The sequence below is a fragment of the Micromonospora sp. LZ37 genome (assembly GCF_059359015.1).
Genome location: NZ_JCADBL010000017.1, coordinates 29,627 through 48,712 on the forward strand (window position 1 = coordinate 29,627; position 19,086 = coordinate 48,712).

Consider the following 19,086-nt stretch of genomic DNA (forward strand, 5'->3'; position numbering starts at 1 on the left):
ACCGATTGACCGTCGTGATCGACCGGACGAGACTCGGGCGAACTCGTACCGGGGATCACCTCAGGGAGGTGTGCAGTGGCCGCGACGCCCTCGCCGACCGCCGAGCAACCGATGGACGACGACGCCCGACGGCTCGCCGAACTCGGCTACCAGCAGGAGCTGCGCCGCAAGTGGAGCGGCTTCTCCAACTTCGCCATCTCGTTCTCGATCATCTCGATCCTGGCCGGCTGCTTCACCACCTTCGGCCAGGCGTGGAACAACGGCGGTCCGGTCGCCGTCTCCTGGGGCTGGCCGCTGATCTCGCTGTTCATCCTGATCATCGGCTTCTGCCTTGCCGAGCTGGTCTCGGCCTACCCGACGGCGGGCGGCATCTACTGGTGGGCGGCGAAGATGGGCCGGCCGGTGCACGGCTGGTTCACCGGCTGGCTCAACCTGATCGGGCTGGTCGCGGTGACGGCGTCGGTGGACTACGGCTGCGCGACCTTCCTCAACCTGACCCTGTCGGCGATCTTCGACGGCTGGGCGGGCACGCTGCGCCAGGCGTTCGTGCTCTTCGTGGTGATCCTGGTGCTGCACGGCCTGATCAACATCTTCGGGCACCGGATCATCGACGTACTCCAGAACGTCTCGGTCTGGTGGCACGTGGCCGGGGCGGCCGCCGTGGTGGCCATCCTGCTCCTCGTCCCGGACGACCACCAGAGCTTCCGGTTCGTCTTCACCGAGCGGTTCAACAACTCCGGCTTCGGCGACGGCGACACCGGCGGGCTGACCTTCTGGTTCTACGTGCTGCCGCTGGGCTTCCTGCTCACCCAGTACACAATCACCGGCTTCGACGCCTGCGCGCACGTCTCCGAGGAGACCCGGGGCGCCTCGTCGGCCGCCGCGCGCGGCCTCTGGCAGTCGATCTTCTATTCGGCGGTCGGCGGCTGGATCCTGCTGCTGGCCTTCCTCTTCGCCGCCACCGACGTCGAGGCGGTCAACGCCGCCGGCGGCTTCTCCGGGGCGATCTTCGAGTCGGCGCTGACCCCGTTCTTCTTCAAGACCGTCATCATCATCTCCACCATCGGGCAGTTCTTCTGCGGGATGAGCTGCGTGACCTCGATGAGCCGGATGGCGTACGCGTTCAGCCGGGACCGCGCGGTGCCCGGCTGGCGGCTCTGGTCGAGGGTGGACCGCAACGGCACCCCGGTCAACGCGATCATCGGGGCGACGGCGGCCGGCCTGGTGCTCACCCTGCCCGCCCTCTACCAGAGCCCGTCCGGCATCCCGGTCGCCTTCTACGCGGTGGTCTCGGTGGCGGTGATCGGGCTCTACCTCTCCTTCGTCATCCCGATCGCGCTGCGGCTGCGGATGGGCGACCGGTTCCAGCCCGGTCCGTGGACGCTCGGCCCGAAGTACAAGCTGCTCGGCTGGATCGCGGTGATCGAGATCGCCGTCATCTCGGTCTACTTCGTGCTGCCGATCGTCCCCGCCGGGGTGCCCGGCAACGCCGACTTCAGCTGGTCGGCGGTGAACTACGCCCCGCTCGCCGTGGGCGGCGTGCTGCTGCTCGTGGCCGTCTGGTGGTACGCCTCGGCCCGGAAGTGGTTCACCGGCCCCCGCCGTACCGTCGACCTGCCCGCCCCGCGGCCGGCCCCGGAGGGCACCCGGGCCGACGAGCCGGCCTGAGCCGGCGCCCGCCACCCGTAGCCCCGTGCCGGCTACGGGTGGCGCCCGCCGGCGGTGAAGCGGAGGATCCGGTCGTCGTCCGTCACCGGCGTGCCGCGCCCGTCGCGGTTGCTGGTGGCCACCCAGAGCGCGCCGTCCGGCGCCACCTCGACGGTACGGAGCCGGCCGTGGGCGCCGCGCAGTTCGGCGAAGGGGGTGCCGACCCGACCGGACGGGGCGACGGGCACGACCCAGAGCCGGGCCCCCCGCAGCGCGGCGACGAAGAGGTTGCCGGCGGCGTAGGCGGCGCCGCTCGGGGACGCCTCGGCGGGGGTCCACACGACGACCGGGTCGCGGAACCGGGGATCTCCGCTCCTGCCCTCCACGACCGGCCAGCCGTAGTTGCCGCCCGGGACGATCCGGTTCACCTCGTCCCAGCGGCTCTGGCCGAACTCGGTGGCGAACAACCGGCCCCGCGCGTCCCAGGTGAGACCCTGCACGTTGCGGTGGCCGTAGCTGTAGACCAGCGAGCCCGCGAACGGGTTGCCCGCCGGCACGCCGCCGTCCGGTCGCATCCGCAGGATCTTGCCGTTGCGGCTGGTCAGGTCCGGGGCGGTGGCGGGCGCGCCCGCGTCGCCGATGCCGGCGTAAAGCATTCCGTCGGGCCCGAACGCGATCCGGCCGCCGGCGTGCACCGACGCGCGGGCGACCCCGCTCAGGATCACCTGCACCGACTGCGGCCGGTCGAGTCGGAACCGCACGATCCGCAGGTCGGACGCGGTGGTGAAGCAGACGTAGACCAGCCGGTCCCGCCGGAACGTGGGGGAGACGGCCAGGCCGAGCAGGCCCGCCTCGCCGCCGGCGACCACCCCGGGGATCCGGGCCACCTGCCGGGGTACCGCGCCGGGGCGTACCCGCACGACGGTGCCCAGGTCGCGCTGGGCGACGAGGGCGCTGCCGTCGGGCAGGAAGTCCAGCCCCCAGGGGACCTGGAGCCCGGTCGCGACCACCTGGGGCCGGGTGAGGTCGAAGCCCTCGGAGGGCGGCTGCGGGACCAGACCGATCGCCGGCCGCGTGGCCGGTCGGCTTCCCGGCGGTGCGGCCGGTCCGCCTGCCGGCTGTTCGGCGGCCCCGGCGGTGGCGGTGCTGAAGCCGACGGCGAGGACGGTGACGACGGACAGGACGACGCGACGACGCATGTGGACTCCTCGAACAGGATTGCCGCCGACGGCGCCGGGGCATTGACGGTGATCCGGATTGCCAGTAGACCTTGGTGATGGAGGCCCGCTGATGAGCAGAACGCCGTTCACGCTGGAAGAGTTGCGGGTCGCCGTCGCCGGCGGCGAGATAGACACCGTGGTGCTGGCCCTGGTCGACATGCAGGGCCGCTTGCAGGGCAAACGGTTCCACGCCCCCTTCTTCCTGGACCAGGTGGTCGCCCACGGCAGCGAGGGGTGCAACTACCTGCTCGCCGTCGACGTCGACATGAACACCGTCGACGGGTACGCCATGTCCAGCTGGGAGCGCGGGTACGGCGACTTCGCCATGGTGCCCGACCTGCGCACCCTGCGCCGGGTGCCGTGGCAGCCGGGCAGCGCCATGCTCCTGGCCGACCTGGCCTGGCTGGACGGCTCCGGTCCGGTGGTCGCCTCGCCCCGGCAGATCCTGCGCCGCCAGCTGGACCGCCTCGCCGCGCACGGCCTGACCGCGTACGCGGGCACCGAGCTGGAGTTCGTGCTCTTCCGCGACTCGTACGAGGACGCCTGGCGCCGCGGCTACCGAGACCTGACCCCGGCCAACCAGTACAACGTGGACTACTCGCTGCTCGGCACCGCCCGGGTGGAGCCGCTGCTGCGCCGCATCCGCACCGAGATGGCCGGCGCGGGGCTGACCCCGGAGAGCGCCAAGGGTGAGTGCAACCTCGGCCAGCACGAGATCGCGTTCCGCTACGACGAGGCCGTGGCCTGTGCCGACCACCACGTCATCTACAAAAACGGGGCGAAGGAGATCGCCGCCCAGGAGGGCATGTCGATCACCTTCATGGCCAAGCCGAACGCCCGCGAGGGCAACTCCTGCCACATCCACTTCTCGCTCCGCGACGCCGACGGCCGCTCGGCGATGCTCGGCGACGGGCCGGCGCACCTGTCGGTGACCGGGCAGCGGGTGCTCGCCGGGCTGCTCGCCTCGATGCGCGAGCTGAGCCTCTTCTTCGCCCCCAACGTCAACTCCTACAAGCGCTACCAGCCCGGATCGTTCGCCCCGACCGCGTTGCGCTGGGGCACCGACAACCGGACCTGCGCGCTGCGGCTGGTCGGGCACGGGCAGGGCATGCGGGTGGAGAACCGGGTGCCCGGCGCGGACGTCAACCCCTACCTGGCGATCGCCGCCCTGGTCGCCGGGGCGGTGCACGGCATCGAGCGGGAGCTGGAGCTGGGCCCGGAGTGCACCGGCAACGCGTACGACGACCCGACCGCCGAACGGGTCCCCGGCACCCTCCGTGACGCCCTCACCCTCTGGGAGTCCTCCGAGCTGGCCCGCGACGCCTTCGGCGACGAGGTGGCCGCCCACTACGCCAACCACGCCCGCGTCGAGCTGGCGTCCTTCGACGCCGCCGTCACCGACTGGGAACTCACCCGTGGCTTCGAGCGCCTCTGACCCCGCCCCACCGGCGGTTCACGGCTCACCTGAGCACCACAACTCGATGATCGGCGAAGGGGGGTGGAGCGGGTGACCGTGGTGGTGGATCCGGCTACCGGGGAGGGCTTTCAAGAGGTTGCCGGGGCCTCGGTGGGGGAGGTGGACGCGGCGATCGCGCGGGCGGCCGCGGCGTTCGAGTCGTGGCGGGCGGTGGCGCCGGGGGATCGGGCGCGGCTGCTGCGGCGGTTCGCGGCGGTCGTCGACGCGCACCTGGAGGAGTTGGCGGCGCTGGAGGTGCGCAACGCCGGGCACACCATCGGCAACGCGCGCTGGGAGGCCGGCAACGTCCGCGACGTGCTGGACTACTACGCGGGCGCGCCGGAGCGGCTGACCGGCCGGCAGATTCCGGTGCCCGGCGGACTGGACGTCACGTTCCACGAGCCGCTGGGCGTGGTCGGGGTGATCGTGCCGTGGAACTTCCCGATGCCCATCGCCGCCTGGGGGTTCGCCCCGGCGCTCGCGGCCGGCAACACGGTGGTGCTCAAGCCCGCCGAGTTGACCCCGCTCACCGCGCTGCGCCTGGCCGAGCTGGCCCGCGAGGCGGGCCTGCCCGGGGACGTGTTCACCGTCGTACCGGGTGGGGGCGCGGTGGTGGGTGAACGGTTCGTCAGCCACCCGGCCGTGCGCAAGATCTGCTTCACCGGCTCCACCGAGGTGGGCACCCGGATCATGGCCGGCTGCGCGGCGCAGGTGAAGCGGCTCACCCTGGAGTTGGGCGGCAAGAGCGCCAACATCGTCTTCGCCGACGCCGACCTGGAACGCGCCGCGGCCACCGCCCCGGGCGCGGTCTTCGACAACGCGGGGCAGGACTGCTGCGCCCGGTCCCGGATCCTGGTCCAGCGACCGGTGTACGACCGCTTCCTGGAGCTGCTCGAACCGGCGGTACGCGCGGTGCGGGTGGAGGACCCGGCCCGCGACACCGCCGAGATGGGTCCGCTGATCTCCGCCGCCCACCGCGACCGCGTGGCCGGCTACCTCGACGACGCCCGGGTCGCCTTCACCGGCTCCCGCCCGGACGGCCCGGGCTTCTGGCACGCGCCGACGGTGCTGCTCGCCGACTCCCCGGCCGACCGGCACTGGCGGGAGGAGGTCTTCGGCCCGGTCGTCTCGGTGCTGCCCTTCGACGACGAGGCCGACGCGGTCCGGCTCGCCAACGACACCGAGTACGGCCTCTCCGGCTCGATCTGGACCCGGGACGTCGGCCGGGCGCTGCGGATGGCCCGGGCGGTGGAGTCGGGCAACCTCAGCGTCAACTCGCACTCCTCGGTGCGCTACTGGACCCCGTTCGGCGGGATGAAGCGCTCCGGCCTCGGCCGCGAGCTGGGTCCGGACGCGCTGCACGCCTTCACCGACGTCAAGAACGTCTTCATCAGCACAGAGGAGTGAGCGCCGTGCAGGGACGACTTCAGGACCGGGTCGCCGTGGTGACCGGGGCGGGCAGCGGGATCGGGCTGGCCACCGTGCGGCGGTTCGCCGCCGAGGGGGCCCGGGTGGTCTGCGTCGACATCGACGCCGAGGCGGGGAAGCGGGCCGCCGACGAGGTGGCCGGGGAGTTCGTCGCGGCCGACGTGGCCGACGAGGCGGCGGTCCGGGACCTCTTCGACGGGGTGGTGGCGCGGCACGGCCGGGTCGACGTGGCGTTCAACAACGCCGGCATCTCGCCGCCGGACGACGACTCGATCCTGGAGACCGGGCTGGACGCCTGGGAGCGGGTGCTGCGGGTCAACACCACCAGCGTCTACCTCTGCTGCAAGCACGTCATCCCGCACATGCGCCGGCAGGGCCGGGGCTCGATCATCAACACCGCCTCCTTCGTGGCGCTGATGGGGGCGGCCACCTCGCAGATCGCGTACACGGCGAGCAAGGGCGGGGTGCTGGCGATGACCCGGGAGCTGGGGGTGCAGTTCGCCCGGGAGGGGATCCGGGTCAACGCGCTCTGCCCCGGCCCGGTCGCCACGCCGCTGCTGCTCGAACTCTTCGCCGCCGACCCGGAGCGGGCCGCCCGCCGGCTGGTGCACGTGCCGATGGGCCGGTTCGGCGCGCCGGAGGAGATCGCCGCCGCGGTGGCCTTCCTGGCCAGCGACGACTCCTCGTTCATGACCGCCGCGCAGTTCGTGGTGGACGGCGGGATCACCGGCGCGTACGTGACCCCACTGTGAGCGCGAGGAGTGAGCCGGTTCTGCGAGCCCCGCAGTCGGGATCGGTGGGGGCCTGGTGAGCGCGAGGAGTGAGCCGGTTCTGCGAGCCCCGCAGTCGGGATCGGTGGGGGCCTGGTGAGCGCGAGGAGTGAGCCGGTTCTGCGAGCCCCGCAGTCGGGATCGGTGGGGGCCTGGTGAGCGCGAGGAGTGAGCCGGTTCTGCGAGCCCCGCAGTCGGGATCGGTGGGGGCCTGGTGAGCGCGAGGAGTGAGCCGGTTCTGCGAGCCCCGCAGTCGGGATCGGTGGGGGCCTGGTGAGCGCGAGGAGTGAGCCGGTTCTGCGAGCCCCGCAGTCGCGAACGGTGCTGGCCCTGTGAGCGCCCGGTGAGCCGTCCGCTGATCGGGATCACCGCGTACGTCGAGCCGGCCGGCTGGGCGGTGTGGCGGGACGTGCCGGCGGCGCTGGTGCCGCAGGCGTACGTCCGGGCGGTGACCGCGGCCGGCGGCCGGGCCGTGGTGCTGCCTCCGGACGACGTGGACGCCGACGTGGTCCGGGTGCTCGACGGGCTGGTGCTGGCCGGTGGGGCCGACGTCGGCCCGGAGCGGTACGGCCGGCGGCCCGACCCGCGTACCGAGCCCCGCCCGGACCGGGACGCCGGGGAGTTGGCGCTGCTCGCCGGGGCGCTCGCCGCCGACCTGCCGGTGCTCGGCATCTGCCGGGGGATGCAGCTGCTGGCGGTGGCGCACGGCGGGGCGCTGCACCAGCACCTGCCGGACCTGGTCGGCCACGACCGGCACCGCCCGGCTCCGGGCCGGTACGGCGCGCACCCGGTCCGGTTCGCCCCCGGCAGTCTGGCGGGGACGGTGATGGCCGGGGTGGACCGGGTCAACTCCTACCACCACCAGGGGGTCGCCGACCCGGGGCGCCTGGTCGTCACCGGGTGGGCCGACGACGGGGTCGTCGAGGCGATCGAGGATCCGCGGCGGCGCTTCCTGCTCGGGGTGCAGTGGCACCCGGAGAACGAGGCCGACCCCCGCCCGGTGACCGCCCTGGTCCGCGCCGCTCGGTCCACCTGACGGGAACGGGCGTCCCACTGCTCGGCCCTCGGTGCGACGATGGCCGGCATGGGGAAGGTGTATCCGGAGATCGGCGGGCGGCTGCGGGACTTCATCGAGGCGCAGCCGATCTTCTTCGTGGCCTCGGCCCCGTCCGGCCCCGACGGGCACGTCAACGTCTCTCCGAAGGGGATGCGCGGCACCTTCCTCGTCGTCGATCCGTTGACCGTGGCCTGGCTGGACTACCACGGCAGCGGCGCGGAGACGATCGCGCACCTGCGGGACAACGGGCGGATCACCGTCATGTTCTGCGCGTTCACCGGTCCGCCCAAGGTCGTACGGCTGCACGGACGCGGCGTCGTCACCCCGCTCACCGACCCGGGCTTCGCGTCGCTGCTGGCCGGCTTTCCGGACGCGCCCGACCGGCACGCCGTCCGGAGTGTGATCAGCGTCACGGTCGACCGGGTCAGCGATGCCTGCGGGTACGCGGTGCCGCTGATGGACTACCGCGGCGAGCGCGACCTGCTGATCGAGTGGGGCGCCCACCGCACCGAGGAGGACCTGGCGGCCTATCGGGGCAGGAAGAACGCCACCAGCATCGACGGCCTGCCGGCGCTCTGACCGTCTCCGCCCGGCTCGCGCGGCCCCGCCGGCGAGCGGTGTCCGGCCGATGACGGCAGGATGAGATCCGGGTAACCAGCGTTGGCGCGGACCGATGCGTTACGTTGCTGATCCGTCTGGGTAGAAGGCGGGGCGCGGCCGGTGAACGCCGAGGCGTCACGGGGCACGGCCGGAGCGGGAGGGTGCATGAGCTCGGCCCAGCTGGGCGAGGACGGGCAGGTTCCGTCCGGGCGTTCCGGCGACGGCTCGCTGCCCCCGGTGCTGGCCGAGGCGTTCGCCGCCGGAGGTGAGATGGGCCGGCGGCTGCGGGACTTCGACTGGTCCGGCACCCCGATCGGCCCCCCGGAGACCTGGCCGGCGGCGCTCTGCCACGCGGTCGGCATGATGCTCTCCTCCCGGGCGCAGATCGCGATGTTCTGGGGCAGCGACCACCGCACCTTCTACAACGACGCCTACCTGCCCACCATCGGCACCAAGCACCCGGCGGTCATCGGCCAGCCGGCCGCCGAGCACTGGGCGGAGACCTGGGACGTGCTCGGCCCGGTGCTGGAGGGGGTGCTCCGCACCGGTGAGCCGTACCACGGCGAGAACCACCCGTTCCTGATCGACCGGCACGGCTTCGTCGAGCAGGTCTACTTCGACGTCTCCTACGACCCGATCCGGGACGCCGACGGCAGCGTCAACGGCATCTTCTGCTTCGTCAACGAGACCACCGCCCGGGTGCTCGGCGAACGGCGGCTGCGGGCGCTGGCCGAACTCGGCTCCCGGCTCGGTGAGGCCCGCAGCGCGCCCGAGGTCGGGCGCATCGCGGCCGAGGTGCTCGACGGCCACCGGGTCGACGTCCCGTTCGTCCTCGTCCACCTGCACGACTCCGACGGCCGGCTCGTCCTGGCCGGCTGCGGCGGCACCGACCCGGCGGGCCTTGCCGCCGACCCGCCGCCCGTGCTCGCCCGGGTCGCCGCGGGCGGCGCCCCCGACGAGGTCGACGTGACCGAACTGCTCGGTGCGGTGCCCGCGCACGCCGCCGACCGGGCCCTGGTGCTGCCGCTGGTCGCCACCAACGAACCGTCCGGGGTGCTGGTGGTCGGGGTGTCCCGCCGGCTCGCGCTCGGCGACGAGTACCGGACCTTCCTCGACCTGGCCGCCGCGCAGATCTCCCGGGCCGTCGGCCAGCAGCGGGCGTACGAGCAGGAGCGGGCGCGCGCCGCCGAACTGGCCGCGCTGGACCGCGCGAAGACCAACTTCTTCGCCAACGTCAGCCACGAGTTCCGCACCCCGCTGACGTTGGTCCTCGGGCCGCTGGAGGACCTGCTCGCCGACTCGGCGCTGCCCCCGGCGTACACCGACCGGATGACCGTCATGCACCGCAACGCGCTGCGCCTGCTGAAGCTGGTCAACACCGTGCTGGACTTCTCCCGGCTGGAGTCCGGCCGGTTGGCCGCCCACTACCAGCCCACCGACCTCGCCGCCTACACGTCCCGGCTGACCAGCACGTTCCGGTCCGCCACCGACCGGGCCGGGCTGCGCCTGGTGGTCGACTGCCCGCCGCTGCCCGCGCCGGTCTTCGTCGACCGGGACATGTGGGAGAAGATCGTCCTCAACCTGGTCTCCAACGCGCTGAAGTTCACCTTCGACGGCGAGATCCGGGTGCGGGTCCGCGCGGCCGAGGGCATGGCCCGGCTGGAGGTGGTCGACACCGGCGTCGGCATCGTCGCCGAGGAGCTGCCGCACGTCTTCGAACGGTTCCACCGGGTGCCCGGGGTGCGCTCGCGCAGCCACGAGGGGACCGGCATCGGGCTGGCGCTGGTCCGCGAACTGGTCGAGATGCACGGCGGGGACGTGGAGGTGTGCAGCCGGGTGGGTGCGGGCACCACCTTCACGGTGACCGTCCCGTTCGGCTCCGCGCACCTGCCCGCCGACCGCGTGGCGAGCAGCCCGTCGCCGCTGACCGAGCCGACGCAGGCGTCGCTCTACGTCTCGGAGACCGCGCTCTGGACCGCCGACGGCGAGGCCGCGGCGCTGCCGGAGACGAACGGCGGCAACTCCGGCGGGGGCCGGATCCTGCTCGCCGACGACAACGCCGACCTGCGCGAACACGTCACCCGGCTGCTCGGCCCCGGCTACGAGGTGGTCGCCGTGCCGGACGGCGTGGCCGCCCTCGAACAGGCGACGGAGCACCCCTTCGACCTGGTGCTGACCGACGTGATGATGCCCCGGCTGGACGGCTTCGGGCTGGTCACCGCGCTGCGGGCCAACCCGCGTACCCGGCACGTGCCGATCGTGCTGCTCTCCGCCCGGGCCGGCTCCGCCGAGGCCGTCGCCGGGCTGTCGGTCGGCGCCGACGACTACCTGACGAAGCCCTTCTCCGGCCAGGAGCTGATCGCCCGGGTCCGGGCCAACGTCGAGCTGGGCCAGCTGCGCGGGCAGATCATCCGTCGGCTGCGCGCCCTGGCCGACGCCGCGGTGGCGATCAACACCGCCCGCTCCACCACGGACGTGGTGCAGGTCGCCGCCCGGCACGCGCTCAGCCTCACCGAGGCGGCCCGGGTGGTGGTCACCGCCACCGGCGTCCGCTACGAGGCCGACGGCGGCGGGCCGGTCACGACCGAGCCCTCCCACGTGCTGCCCCTGACCGGCACCGCCGGCACGCCCCTGGGCGAACTGCGGGTGTGGCGCCGCGACGGCGACGGCACCGAGCAGGCCACGTTGACCGAGCTCGCCCGCCTGGTCGGCGTACGGCTGGAGAACGCCCAGCTCTACGAGGCCGAACACCGCATCGCCACCACCCTGCAGCACAGCCTGCTGCCGCGCTCCCTGCCCCAGCTCCCCGGCGCCGTGGTGGCCAGCCGCTACCTGCCCGGCAGCGCCGACGTGGAGGTCGGCGGCGACTGGTACGACGTGATCGGGGTGGCCGACGACGAGGTCGTGCTGGTCATCGGCGACGTCGTCGGCAAGGGCGTGCGCGCGGCGGCGGCGATGGGCCAGCTGCGCAACGCGCTGCGCGCCTACCTGCTGGAGGGCTACCACCCCGGGCAGGCGCTGACCCGGCTCAACCGCCTGGTCGGCTCCACCGACCGCCAGATGTTCGCCACCGTGGTCTGCCTCTGGTTCACCCCCCGCACCGGCCGGCTGCGCTACGCCAGCGCCGGACATCCGTCCCCCCTGCTGATCCGAGGAGACGACGTGGCGTTCCTGCACGAGCGGGCCCTCGGCCCACCCATCGGCGCCATCACCGACACCAGCTACCGCACCGTCGAGGGCGAGCTCGCCCCCGGCGGCCGGCTGCTGCTCTACACCGACGGGCTGATCGAGGACCGGCACGCCGGCATCGACGCGGCCCTCGCCCAGCTGCGGGCCGACGCGGGCACCGGCGGCGAGCACGTCGCCGACCTGGTCGACGCGGTGGTGGAGCGGGTGGCCGCGCGGGTCCGGCACGACGACGTCGCGGTGCTCGCCCTGGAGGCGGCCGAGCTGAACCGGTTCGCGCTGCGGCTGCCCGCCGACCCGACCCGGCTGAGCGTGCTGCGCAAGCGGCTGGAGGACTTCCTCGTCGCGCACGGCGTCGGCGAGACCGACCTGTTCGACCTCACCGTGGCCATCTCCGAGGCCGCCGCGAACGCCATCGAGCATCCGGTGACGCCGACCGATCCGACGATCACCGTCGAGGTGACCATCGAGGACCGCACCGTGGTGGCGACGGTGCGCGACAGCGGCCAGTGGCGGGAGTCGACCGGCGCGGGGTTCCGTGGCCGGGGACTGGCGCTGATCGAGGCGCTCGGCAAGCTGACGGTCAGCCGTACCGCGGCGGGTACCGAGGTGACGCTGCGCCGGCGGCTGCGGGACTGACCGGCCCGCCGTGGGGTGACCGACCCGCTGTGCGGGGTGTCGCGGTGCCGAGTGGCCGGGATGCCGCAACGCGCCGCGGACGGCGGCGGCCGAGGCGCGGCCCGCGGGGCGCGGTCGCCGCGGTCAGGTCCGGTGGAGCCAGGACTGCTCGGCCAGGCCGGAGATCTCCAGCACCCGGGCGACCTGCCGGGACGGGTAGACCGTCAGGCCGCCGGTGGGGAACCGCTGGGCCAGCTGGACCACCGCGTGGATGGCCGCCGAGTCGAAGAAGGTGACCCCGCGCAGGTCGAGCGTGACCCGCTCGGCGGGCTCGCGGAGGGCGGTCTGAAGCATCGTGTCGGCGGTCGCCATGTCGACCTCGCCGGTGACGCGTACGCGGAGGTGATCTCCGTCGAGCTCCGCGCTCGCGGAGAAGACGGGAGGTGCGCCCCCTTGATCCACGCAGCCACAATGGCACAGCCCGGTTGCCACGGCAACAACCGCCGGGGGCCGGCCGTGGCGGGGGTCACCACGAGGCTCGGCGATAGGCTGTCGTCATGACCGTCCGTGCGCCGCTGACCCCAGGCACGCTCTCCCCGTGGCGAGCGGTTCCTGGCCACATCGCCCGTCCGGAGTACGTGGGCAAGAAGCGTCCGCAGCAGTGGCGTGGCTCGCACGTGCAGACCCCGGAGACCATCGAGAAGATGCGGGTCGCCGGCCGGCTCGCCGCCCGGGCGACCCAGCTCGCCGGTGAGCACTGCAAGCCGGGCGTGACCACCGACGAGATCGACCGGGTGGTGCACGAGTTCCTCGTCGATCACGGGGCCTACCCCTCGACGCTGGGCTACAAGGGCTTCCCGAAGTCCTGCTGCACCAGCCTCAACGAGGTGATCTGCCACGGCATCCCCGACTCCACGGTGATCCAGGACGGCGACATCATCAACGTGGACGTCACGGCGTACCTCGACGGGGTGCACGGCGACACCGACGCCACCTTCTGCGTGGGTGAGGTGAGCGAGGAGGCCAGGCTGCTGGTCGAGCGCACCCACGAGGCGATGATGCGGGGCATCAAGGCGGTCAAGCCGGGCCGGCAGATCAACGTGATCGGCCGGGTCATCGAGTCGTACGCCAAGCGGTTCGGCTACGGCGTGGTGCGGGACTTCACCGGGCACGGCATCGGCGAGGCGTTCCACAGCGGGCTCTACGTGCCGCACTACGACAGCCCGCGCCCGACCGACGTGATGGAACCGGGCATGACCTTCACCATCGAGCCGATGATCACCCTCGGCACCTACCAGTACGACATGTGGGACGACGGCTGGACCGTGGTCACCAAGGACCGCCGGTGGACGGCGCAGTTCGAGCACACCATCGTCGTCACCGACGACGGCTACGAGATCCTGACCCTGCCGTGACCGAGACCCCGGCCGCGCTGCGGGAGGCGCACCACGCGGACGTCTCCGGCGGTTGGCTGCGGCCGGCGGTGTTCGGCGCCATGGACGGCCTGGTCACCAACATCGCCCTGATCGCGGGCGTCGGGGGCGGCGGGGTCTCCCCGCGCAGCATCGTGCTCACCGGCACGGCCGGGCTGGTCGCCGGCGCCATCTCGATGGGGTTGGGCGAATACACCAGCGTCCGATCGGCCAACGAGCAGGTCGCCGCCGAGGTGGCCAAGGAGCGGCGGGAGCTGGAGCGGCACCCCGAGGCCGAGGCCCGGGAGCTGGCCGAGGCGTGGGTGGCCCGGGGCCTGCCCCGGGACCTGGCCCGCCAGATGGCCGACGCGATCCGGCGCAACCCGGAGGAGGCGCTGCGGGTGCACGTCCGGGAGGAGCTGGGCGTCGACCCCGACGAGCAGCCGAGCCCGTGGGCGGCGGCGGTCTCGTCGCTGCTGTGCTTCTCCGTCGGCGCCCTGGTGCCGCTGCTGACCTACCTGCTCGGCTTCGACAACCTCTGGCTGGCCCTCGGCGTCGGCGGGGTGGGGCTCTTCGTGGCCGGTGCGATCGTCGCCCGCTTCACCAACCGCTCCTGGTGGTCCGGCGGCCTGCGTCAACTGCTGCTCGGCGCCGCCGCCGCCGCGGCGACCTACCTGGTCGGCGCCCTCATCGGCATCCAGGCCGGCGGCTAGGCGACGACCCACAGTCGACGCCTCCGGCGGCCCCGGCCGTTGGAGGCTCACGCGGTGAGCAGGTCGTCCACCGTGCCGTCGACCGGCCGGCCGCGGGCGGCGAGCTCGTCGGCCTGGCGGGACAGCACCATTCCCACCTCCGTCATGTCCGCCCCGGCCAGCCCGGTACGCCGCACCGCGTCCCCCGGGTCGCGGAAGTAGGTGCGGGTGAGCAGGCCGGTGACCGTGGCCGCCGCCAGCCGGGCCTCGGCGAGCATCAGCAGCGCCTGGTCGGTCTCGTACCACTCGGCGAGCCGGGCGGCCCGGGCGTGCGCCGCGCAGCCCCGGTACCAGGCCTGCCGCGCGGCGGTGCTGAACTCCGCCGGGCGGGCCCGGGCCAGCCGGCCGAGGTGCTCGTCGCGGAGCGCGCGCAGCCAGTCCGTCGGGTCGTACAGGGCGGTGGTGGTGACGAACCGGTCGGCGGTCAGCGGCCAGAGCGGGGTCAGCCCCCGCGCCTGCCGCAGGTAGTCCTCCGCCCCGGCCACGGTCAGGTCGACCAGCACCCCGTCCACCCGGCGGGTCGACGGGGCCGGCCCGGTCGCGGGCCGGTAGGTGACCAGCAGCAGCCCGACCTCCCCGTCGCCGCCCCCGTCGTCGTCGCCGTGGGCCAGCGGGCCGTGCACCGCGACCGCCAGGATGTCCGCGGGGAAGCGGCGGCGGGCCGCGTCGGCCACCCGGTCGGCGACCCTCCACCGTGGATCGTCGAGGTGCGGGTCGGCGCCGACCCGCGCGCTGCTCCGCTCCACCGCGACCACCTCCCGCGACCGTTGCGTCGGGCCGCCCGCCGGCGCGGTCGTCGCCGGCCGGCGCCAACTCCACCCTAGCCACCACACCCGGCCGCGCCGGCCCGCCGCGCCCGGGCCGGACGGGGCGGCGCGGGGCCGGGTCAGGACCGGTCGCCGCCCGTCGGGACCAGCCGGAAGATGCGGATCTCCCGGCCGCCGGCCCGGTCCACGTACGTCCGGTAGGCCGGCCACTCGGAGACCAGCAGCCGCCACAGCCGCTCCCGTTCATCGCCGGTGGCCACCGCGGCGCGCACCGGGACCCGGCGCCCCTTGACGTCCACCTCGGCCTCCGGGTCGGCCAGCAGATTCAGCGCCCAGCCCGGCTGGTGCCGCTGCCCCCAATTGGAGCCGATCACCACGTAGGCGTCGCCGTCGCGCACGTAGAGCAGGGGGTTGCTGCGCGGCTTGCCGGAGCGGCGGCCGGTGGTGGTGATCACCAGGGAGGGGACCAGCCCGAAGGCGATCACCCGGCCCCGGGTGAGCCGGCCGACCGCCCGGTCGGCGGGGACGAGCAGGCGCATGGTCGCGCCGAACCAGGCGTGGTGACCGAGCCGGCGAGTGAGGGTTCCCATAGCGGACACGCCGACAGTCTGCCGGCTCGGCGCGTCGGGCGGCACCCCCGAATTTCGCGCCGGGTGTCCGGTCGGCGACCCTGGGTCAGTCCAGGCGGCGCTCCACGGCCAGTCGGGACCGGGTGAACAGCGCCGCGCCGAGCATCGCCACCAGCGGCACCAGCACCAGCACGCCGAGGGTCGGCCAGGGCATCACCAGCGGGTACGGGGACTCGACCGGCCAGGAGCGGGCGTACTGCCGGTTGAAGGAGGTCAGGATGATCAGTGCGGTGCCGAGGCCGGCGACGATGCCGAGCACCGAGCCGAGCCCGGCGATCACCCCGGCCTGGCAGAGCGAGAGCATCCGCCGTACCCGGGGACTGGCACCGACCGCGGCGAGGGTGGACAGGTCCCGGCGGCCCTCCGCGGCGGCGAGCCCGGTGGCCACCCCGGCGGCGCCGACCGTGATGACACCGGAGCCGACGGCGAGCAGGAGCAGCAGCGGGCGCTGGTCCGACGCGGGCTCCTCCCGCTGCACGTCCAGCGCCAGCGAAGCGACCGGGCGCAGCGCGGCGGAGAGCCGGTTCCGCTGGGCGACGCTCGGCGGGGCGGCGGTGTCGACGACGTAACCCGTCGGCTCGGCGGCCAGGTCGAGCTGCCCGGCGGCGGCGGCGGAGAGCACCAGCCGGTCGACCGGGAGCCCGCCGCGCAGCACGTACCCGGGGATGGTGCGGGTGACCTGGGCCCGCACCTCCGGGCTCTCCCCGAGGCGGCTGGCCGAGAGCGTCACCCGGCCGTCGACCACCAGGCGCGGGTCGGTCACGACCGCGCCGCCGGCGCGCAGCACGGCGGCGGCCGCCGCCACCTCCTGCGTCGGCGCGCCGGTGAGTCCGGGCAGGACCGAACCGTCGTCGACCACTGTCGGCAGGTAGATCCCGTCGGGCCCGCGCGCCGGCGCCAGGCAGCGCGGATCGGCCAGGGCTCGGCGCCGCACCTCCGGCGAGCCGGACGTCTCCGCGTCGTACGGGCACATCCGGTCGGGTGGTACGACCGCCTCGACGACGCAGTAGTCGCCGGGCTGCCGCGGCGCGGCGCAGACCGGCACGTCGAGCCGGGCGACCCCGGCGCCGGCCAGCTCGGCCCGGACCACGTCGGCGATCGCGGACGTGGCGGGCAGCGGCTCCCGGCCGGTCGGTTCGGAGGGCGTCAGCAGCACGTGCCCCGGGGGCATCCCGGGCAGCCAGTCCGCGCGGGCGCGGGCGTCGTCGCTGGCCACATAGGCGCCGATGGCCACGCTGCCGGCCACCGCGGCCATCACCGCGGAGATCGCCGGTGCGGCGGAGGAGCGGTTGCGGCTGGCGTCGCGCAGCGCGATCCGGGGGCTCAGCGGCAGCATCCGTCCGGCCCGGGCGAGCAGCCCGATCAGGGTCGGAGTGGTGCAGACCAGTCCCAGCTCACCCAGGATCAGGCCGGTGAGGATCACCAGCTGCCCGCCGCGCTGCGCCCCGACCGCGGCGGTCGCCGCGCCCAGCCCGGTCAGCGCCACTCCGACGACCAGCCAGCGGCGGCGGTGCGGCGGCGCGGTCCGCCGGCCGGACAGCCCGTCCACCACGTCCTGCCGGGCCGCCGTGCAGGCCGGGGCGAGCGCGGCGAGCAGCCCCGCCAGCACGGCGACCGCCCCGATCGCGACCAGCGCCACCGGGAAGACCCGGTACCCGCCGGAGCGGGCCTGGAGCACGTACTGCTCGACGAGCGGCCGGCCGGCGACCGCGGCGGCGACGCCCAGCAGCAGCCCGAGCGCCGCCCCCGCGCCGCCGAGCACCAACCCGTCGGCGAGCACGATCCGGCGCAGGTGGACGGCGTCACCGCCGGCCACCGCGACCAGGGCGAGATCGCGGCGGCGCCGGCGTACGCCGACCGCGAAGGCGGGACCGGCCAGGAGCACCACCTCCAGCAGGCCGAGCCCGCCGATCAGCACCGCGTTGCCGGCCGTCTCGGCGTCCGGCAGGGCGACCCGGCTGCCGTCCCGGGGTGCCTCCGTGCCCGGGGCCGGTTCCCGGCCACCGATCGTGACGCCGTGCCGGTTGAGCCGGTCCACCAGGGCCGCGTCCACCGGCCCGGGCAGATCGACCAGCCAGCTCGCGTCGCTGGCCTCGCGAGGCGGGCCCGGCGCGTCCGGGTGCAGCGCGGCCACCTCGCGCAGGTCGTCCGGGAACTCCACCACTCCGACCAGTCGGTAGGTGCGGCTGCCGTCGGCGGTGCGGACCGTCCCGCCGATGTGGGCGTCGAGCCGGTCCCGCGCCGGTTCGCTGAGCATGATCTCGTCGGGCGCGCTGGGCACCCGGCCGGCGCGCAGCCGGACCAGCGAGCGGGCGAGCGGGTCGGTCAGGTCCAGTGCGCGGGCGGGGAACGTCTCGTTCCGGTCGCCCACCCGGACGTCGAGGGGCACCCACCAGCGCACCTCGGTGAGCCGGCTGCCCGCGGGAAGCAGCGCGGCCAGTTCAGCGGCGTCCACCGGGCGGGTGCGGGTCACCGCGTCACCCTGCCGGGCCCAGTAGCCCTCACCCCAGGCGTCCTGGGTCACCGGGTTCTCCGTCACCCAGCGCAGCTCGGCGTCGGCGGTCCCGAGCCGGCGGTCGAACCTCTCGGCGCGGGTCAGCTCGGCCATGTCGGCGCTGACCGCGACGAAGGCCAGGGCGAGCACCGGCAGGGTGATCATCGCGAGCACCAGCGCGGTCCGGCCGCGGGCCCGCAGCGCCTCCCGGCGAGCGATCCGCAGCGCCGCCCGCCAGGAGCCCAGCCCGCCGCGGAACCGCTCCCGGTTCACCGGTCGCTGCCGGAGAGCAGCTGCTCGACGCCGACCAGCGGTGCGGTGGAGTCGACCATGACCCCGTCGCGCAGGAAGACCACCCGGTCCGCCCAGCCGGCGTGCCGGGCCTCGTGGGTGACCAGCACGCCGGCGGCGCCCGCGTCGACCCGGCGGCGCAGCAGGTGCAGCACCGCCTCCCCGGTCTGCGAGTCCAGCGCCCCGGTCGGCTCGTCGGCCAGCACCAGTCGGCGCTCGCCGACCAGCGCCCGGGCGATCGCCACCCGCTGCTGCTGGCCGCCGGACATCTGGTCGGGGAAACGCCCGCCCAGCCCGGTCAGGCCCACCTCGTCGAGGGCCGCCAGCGCCGCCCGGCGGGCCTGCCGTACGCCGGCGCCGTCCAGTTCCAGGGGGAGCGCGACGTTCTCCGCCGCGGTGAGGCTGCCCAGCAGGTTGAGGTCCTGAAAGACGTAGCCGATCTGGCGCCGGCGTACCTGGGCCAGCCGGCGCCGGTCGAGCGCCCCGAGATGCTGCCCCTCGACCCGGACCTCGCCGGCGGTGGGGCTGTCGAGCCCGCCGGCGAGGGTCAGCAGGGTCGACTTGCCGGAGCCGGAGGGGCCCATCACGGCGACCAGTTCACCGGCGTGGACGGTGAGGCTGACCCCGCGCAGGGCGTGCACGGCGGCCTCGCCGCTGCCATGGGTGCGGTGGACGTCGCGCAGGTCGAGCACCACGTCTCCCGCCGGGGTCATCGCACGTCCTCCCGTTGGGCGGCGACGGCGGGTCCGACCGTGCCGC

At 74.4% G+C, this 19,086-nt stretch carries 15 protein-coding genes; 9 read left to right on the top strand and 6 right to left on the bottom strand.

Annotated elements, in window-relative coordinates; genetic code table 11:
- The first annotated feature begins 75 nt into the window (after window positions 1–75).
- Window positions 76–1,668 (top strand): amino acid permease, encoded by a 1,593-nt coding sequence (locus AC5L3Z_RS27610; protein ID WP_494846124.1) that lies wholly within the window; start codon window positions 76–78, stop codon window positions 1,666–1,668.
- Between the two features lie 32 nt (window positions 1,669–1,700).
- On the opposite strand, the gene AC5L3Z_RS27615 is transcribed toward AC5L3Z_RS27610, so the two are convergent.
- Window positions 1,701–2,846 (bottom strand): PQQ-dependent sugar dehydrogenase, encoded by a 1,146-nt coding sequence (locus tag AC5L3Z_RS27615; protein WP_494846125.1) that lies wholly within the window; start codon window positions 2,844–2,846, stop codon window positions 1,701–1,703.
- Between the two features lie 91 nt (window positions 2,847–2,937).
- On the opposite strand from AC5L3Z_RS27615, the gene AC5L3Z_RS27620 reads away from it, so the two are divergent.
- The 6 genes from AC5L3Z_RS27620 to AC5L3Z_RS27645 all read left to right on the top strand — a co-directional run bounded on the left by AC5L3Z_RS27620 (window position 2,938) and on the right by AC5L3Z_RS27645 (window position 12,003).
- Entirely contained in the window at window positions 2,938–4,302 is a 1,365-nt protein-coding gene (locus AC5L3Z_RS27620; RefSeq protein WP_494846126.1) for a glutamine synthetase family protein, read from the top strand.
- 72 nt (window positions 4,303–4,374) lie between these two features.
- Complete coding sequence (locus AC5L3Z_RS27625) at window positions 4,375–5,730, top strand: aldehyde dehydrogenase family protein (protein WP_494846128.1); 1,356 nt, start codon at window positions 4,375–4,377, stop codon at window positions 5,728–5,730.
- Window positions 5,731–5,735: 5 nt separating this feature from the next.
- Window positions 5,736–6,503, top strand: a complete 768-nt coding sequence (locus AC5L3Z_RS27630) for a 3-oxoacyl-ACP reductase (RefSeq protein ID WP_334613327.1) — start codon at window positions 5,736–5,738, stop codon at window positions 6,501–6,503.
- A gap of 361 nt (window positions 6,504–6,864) precedes the next feature.
- Window positions 6,865–7,557 (top strand): gamma-glutamyl-gamma-aminobutyrate hydrolase family protein, encoded by a 693-nt coding sequence (locus AC5L3Z_RS27635; RefSeq protein WP_494846129.1) that lies wholly within the window; start codon window positions 6,865–6,867, stop codon window positions 7,555–7,557.
- 48 nt (window positions 7,558–7,605) lie between these two features.
- Window positions 7,606–8,157 (top strand): pyridoxamine 5'-phosphate oxidase family protein, encoded by a 552-nt coding sequence (locus AC5L3Z_RS27640; protein ID WP_494846131.1) that lies wholly within the window; start codon window positions 7,606–7,608, stop codon window positions 8,155–8,157.
- Window positions 8,158–8,343: 186 nt separating this feature from the next.
- Window positions 8,344–12,003, top strand: coding sequence for a SpoIIE family protein phosphatase (locus tag AC5L3Z_RS27645; RefSeq protein WP_494846132.1), 3,660 nt, complete (start codon window positions 8,344–8,346; stop codon window positions 12,001–12,003).
- 123 nt (window positions 12,004–12,126) lie between these two features.
- On the opposite strand, the gene AC5L3Z_RS27650 is transcribed toward AC5L3Z_RS27645, so the two are convergent.
- Entirely contained in the window at window positions 12,127–12,444 is a 318-nt protein-coding gene (locus tag AC5L3Z_RS27650) for an STAS domain-containing protein (protein ID WP_334523082.1), read from the bottom strand.
- Between the two features lie 95 nt (window positions 12,445–12,539).
- Here AC5L3Z_RS27650 and map point away from each other — a divergent pair, with 95 nt between their 5' ends.
- Together map and AC5L3Z_RS27660 are read left to right on the top strand one after the other, a co-directional pair.
- Window positions 12,540–13,397, top strand: coding sequence for a type I methionyl aminopeptidase (map, locus tag AC5L3Z_RS27655; protein ID WP_494846134.1), 858 nt, complete (start codon window positions 12,540–12,542; stop codon window positions 13,395–13,397).
- A complete protein-coding gene (locus AC5L3Z_RS27660) occupies window positions 13,394–14,107 on the top strand; it encodes a VIT1/CCC1 transporter family protein (protein ID WP_494846136.1) in 714 nt (237 codons plus the stop codon). The genes map and AC5L3Z_RS27660 overlap by 4 nt, the downstream gene beginning before the upstream one ends.
- A gap of 47 nt (window positions 14,108–14,154) precedes the next feature.
- On the opposite strand, the gene AC5L3Z_RS27665 is transcribed toward AC5L3Z_RS27660, so the two are convergent.
- The 4 genes from AC5L3Z_RS27665 to AC5L3Z_RS27680 all read right to left on the bottom strand — a co-directional run bounded on the left by AC5L3Z_RS27665 (window position 14,155) and on the right by AC5L3Z_RS27680 (window position 19,040).
- A complete protein-coding gene (locus AC5L3Z_RS27665) occupies window positions 14,155–14,892 on the bottom strand; it encodes a nucleotidyltransferase domain-containing protein (RefSeq protein WP_494846138.1) in 738 nt (245 codons plus the stop codon).
- 140 nt (window positions 14,893–15,032) lie between these two features.
- Complete coding sequence (locus AC5L3Z_RS27670; RefSeq protein WP_494846140.1) at window positions 15,033–15,512, bottom strand: nitroreductase/quinone reductase family protein; 480 nt, start codon at window positions 15,510–15,512, stop codon at window positions 15,033–15,035.
- A gap of 76 nt (window positions 15,513–15,588) precedes the next feature.
- On the bottom strand, window positions 15,589–18,309 hold the full coding sequence (locus AC5L3Z_RS27675; RefSeq protein ID WP_494846142.1) for an FtsX-like permease family protein: 2,721 nt from the start codon (window positions 18,307–18,309) through the stop codon (window positions 15,589–15,591).
- Window positions 18,306–19,040, bottom strand: coding sequence for an ABC transporter ATP-binding protein (locus AC5L3Z_RS27680; RefSeq protein ID WP_494846144.1), 735 nt, complete (start codon window positions 19,038–19,040; stop codon window positions 18,306–18,308). Before AC5L3Z_RS27680 ends, AC5L3Z_RS27675 begins: the two co-directional genes overlap by 4 nt.
- Window positions 19,041–19,086: the final 46 nt, after the last annotated feature.

What these genes read in the sequence shown, in the direction of transcription:
- AC5L3Z_RS27615 (WP_494846125.1), bottom strand. Translation starts at nt 2,846, where the DNA reads ATGCGTCGTCGCGTCGTCCTGTCCGTCGTCACCGTCCTCGCCGTCGGC.
- AC5L3Z_RS27645 (WP_494846132.1), top strand. Translation starts at nt 8,344, where the DNA reads ATGAGCTCGGCCCAGCTGGGCGAGGACGGGCAGGTTCCGTCCGGGCGT.
- AC5L3Z_RS27620 (WP_494846126.1), top strand. Translation starts at nt 2,938, where the DNA reads ATGAGCAGAACGCCGTTCACGCTGGAAGAGTTGCGGGTCGCCGTCGCC.
- AC5L3Z_RS27640 (WP_494846131.1), top strand. Translation starts at nt 7,606, where the DNA reads ATGGGGAAGGTGTATCCGGAGATCGGCGGGCGGCTGCGGGACTTCATC.
- map (WP_494846134.1), top strand. Translation starts at nt 12,540, where the DNA reads ATGACCGTCCGTGCGCCGCTGACCCCAGGCACGCTCTCCCCGTGGCGA.
- AC5L3Z_RS27680 (WP_494846144.1), bottom strand. Translation starts at nt 19,040, where the DNA reads ATGACCCCGGCGGGAGACGTGGTGCTCGACCTGCGCGACGTCCACCGC.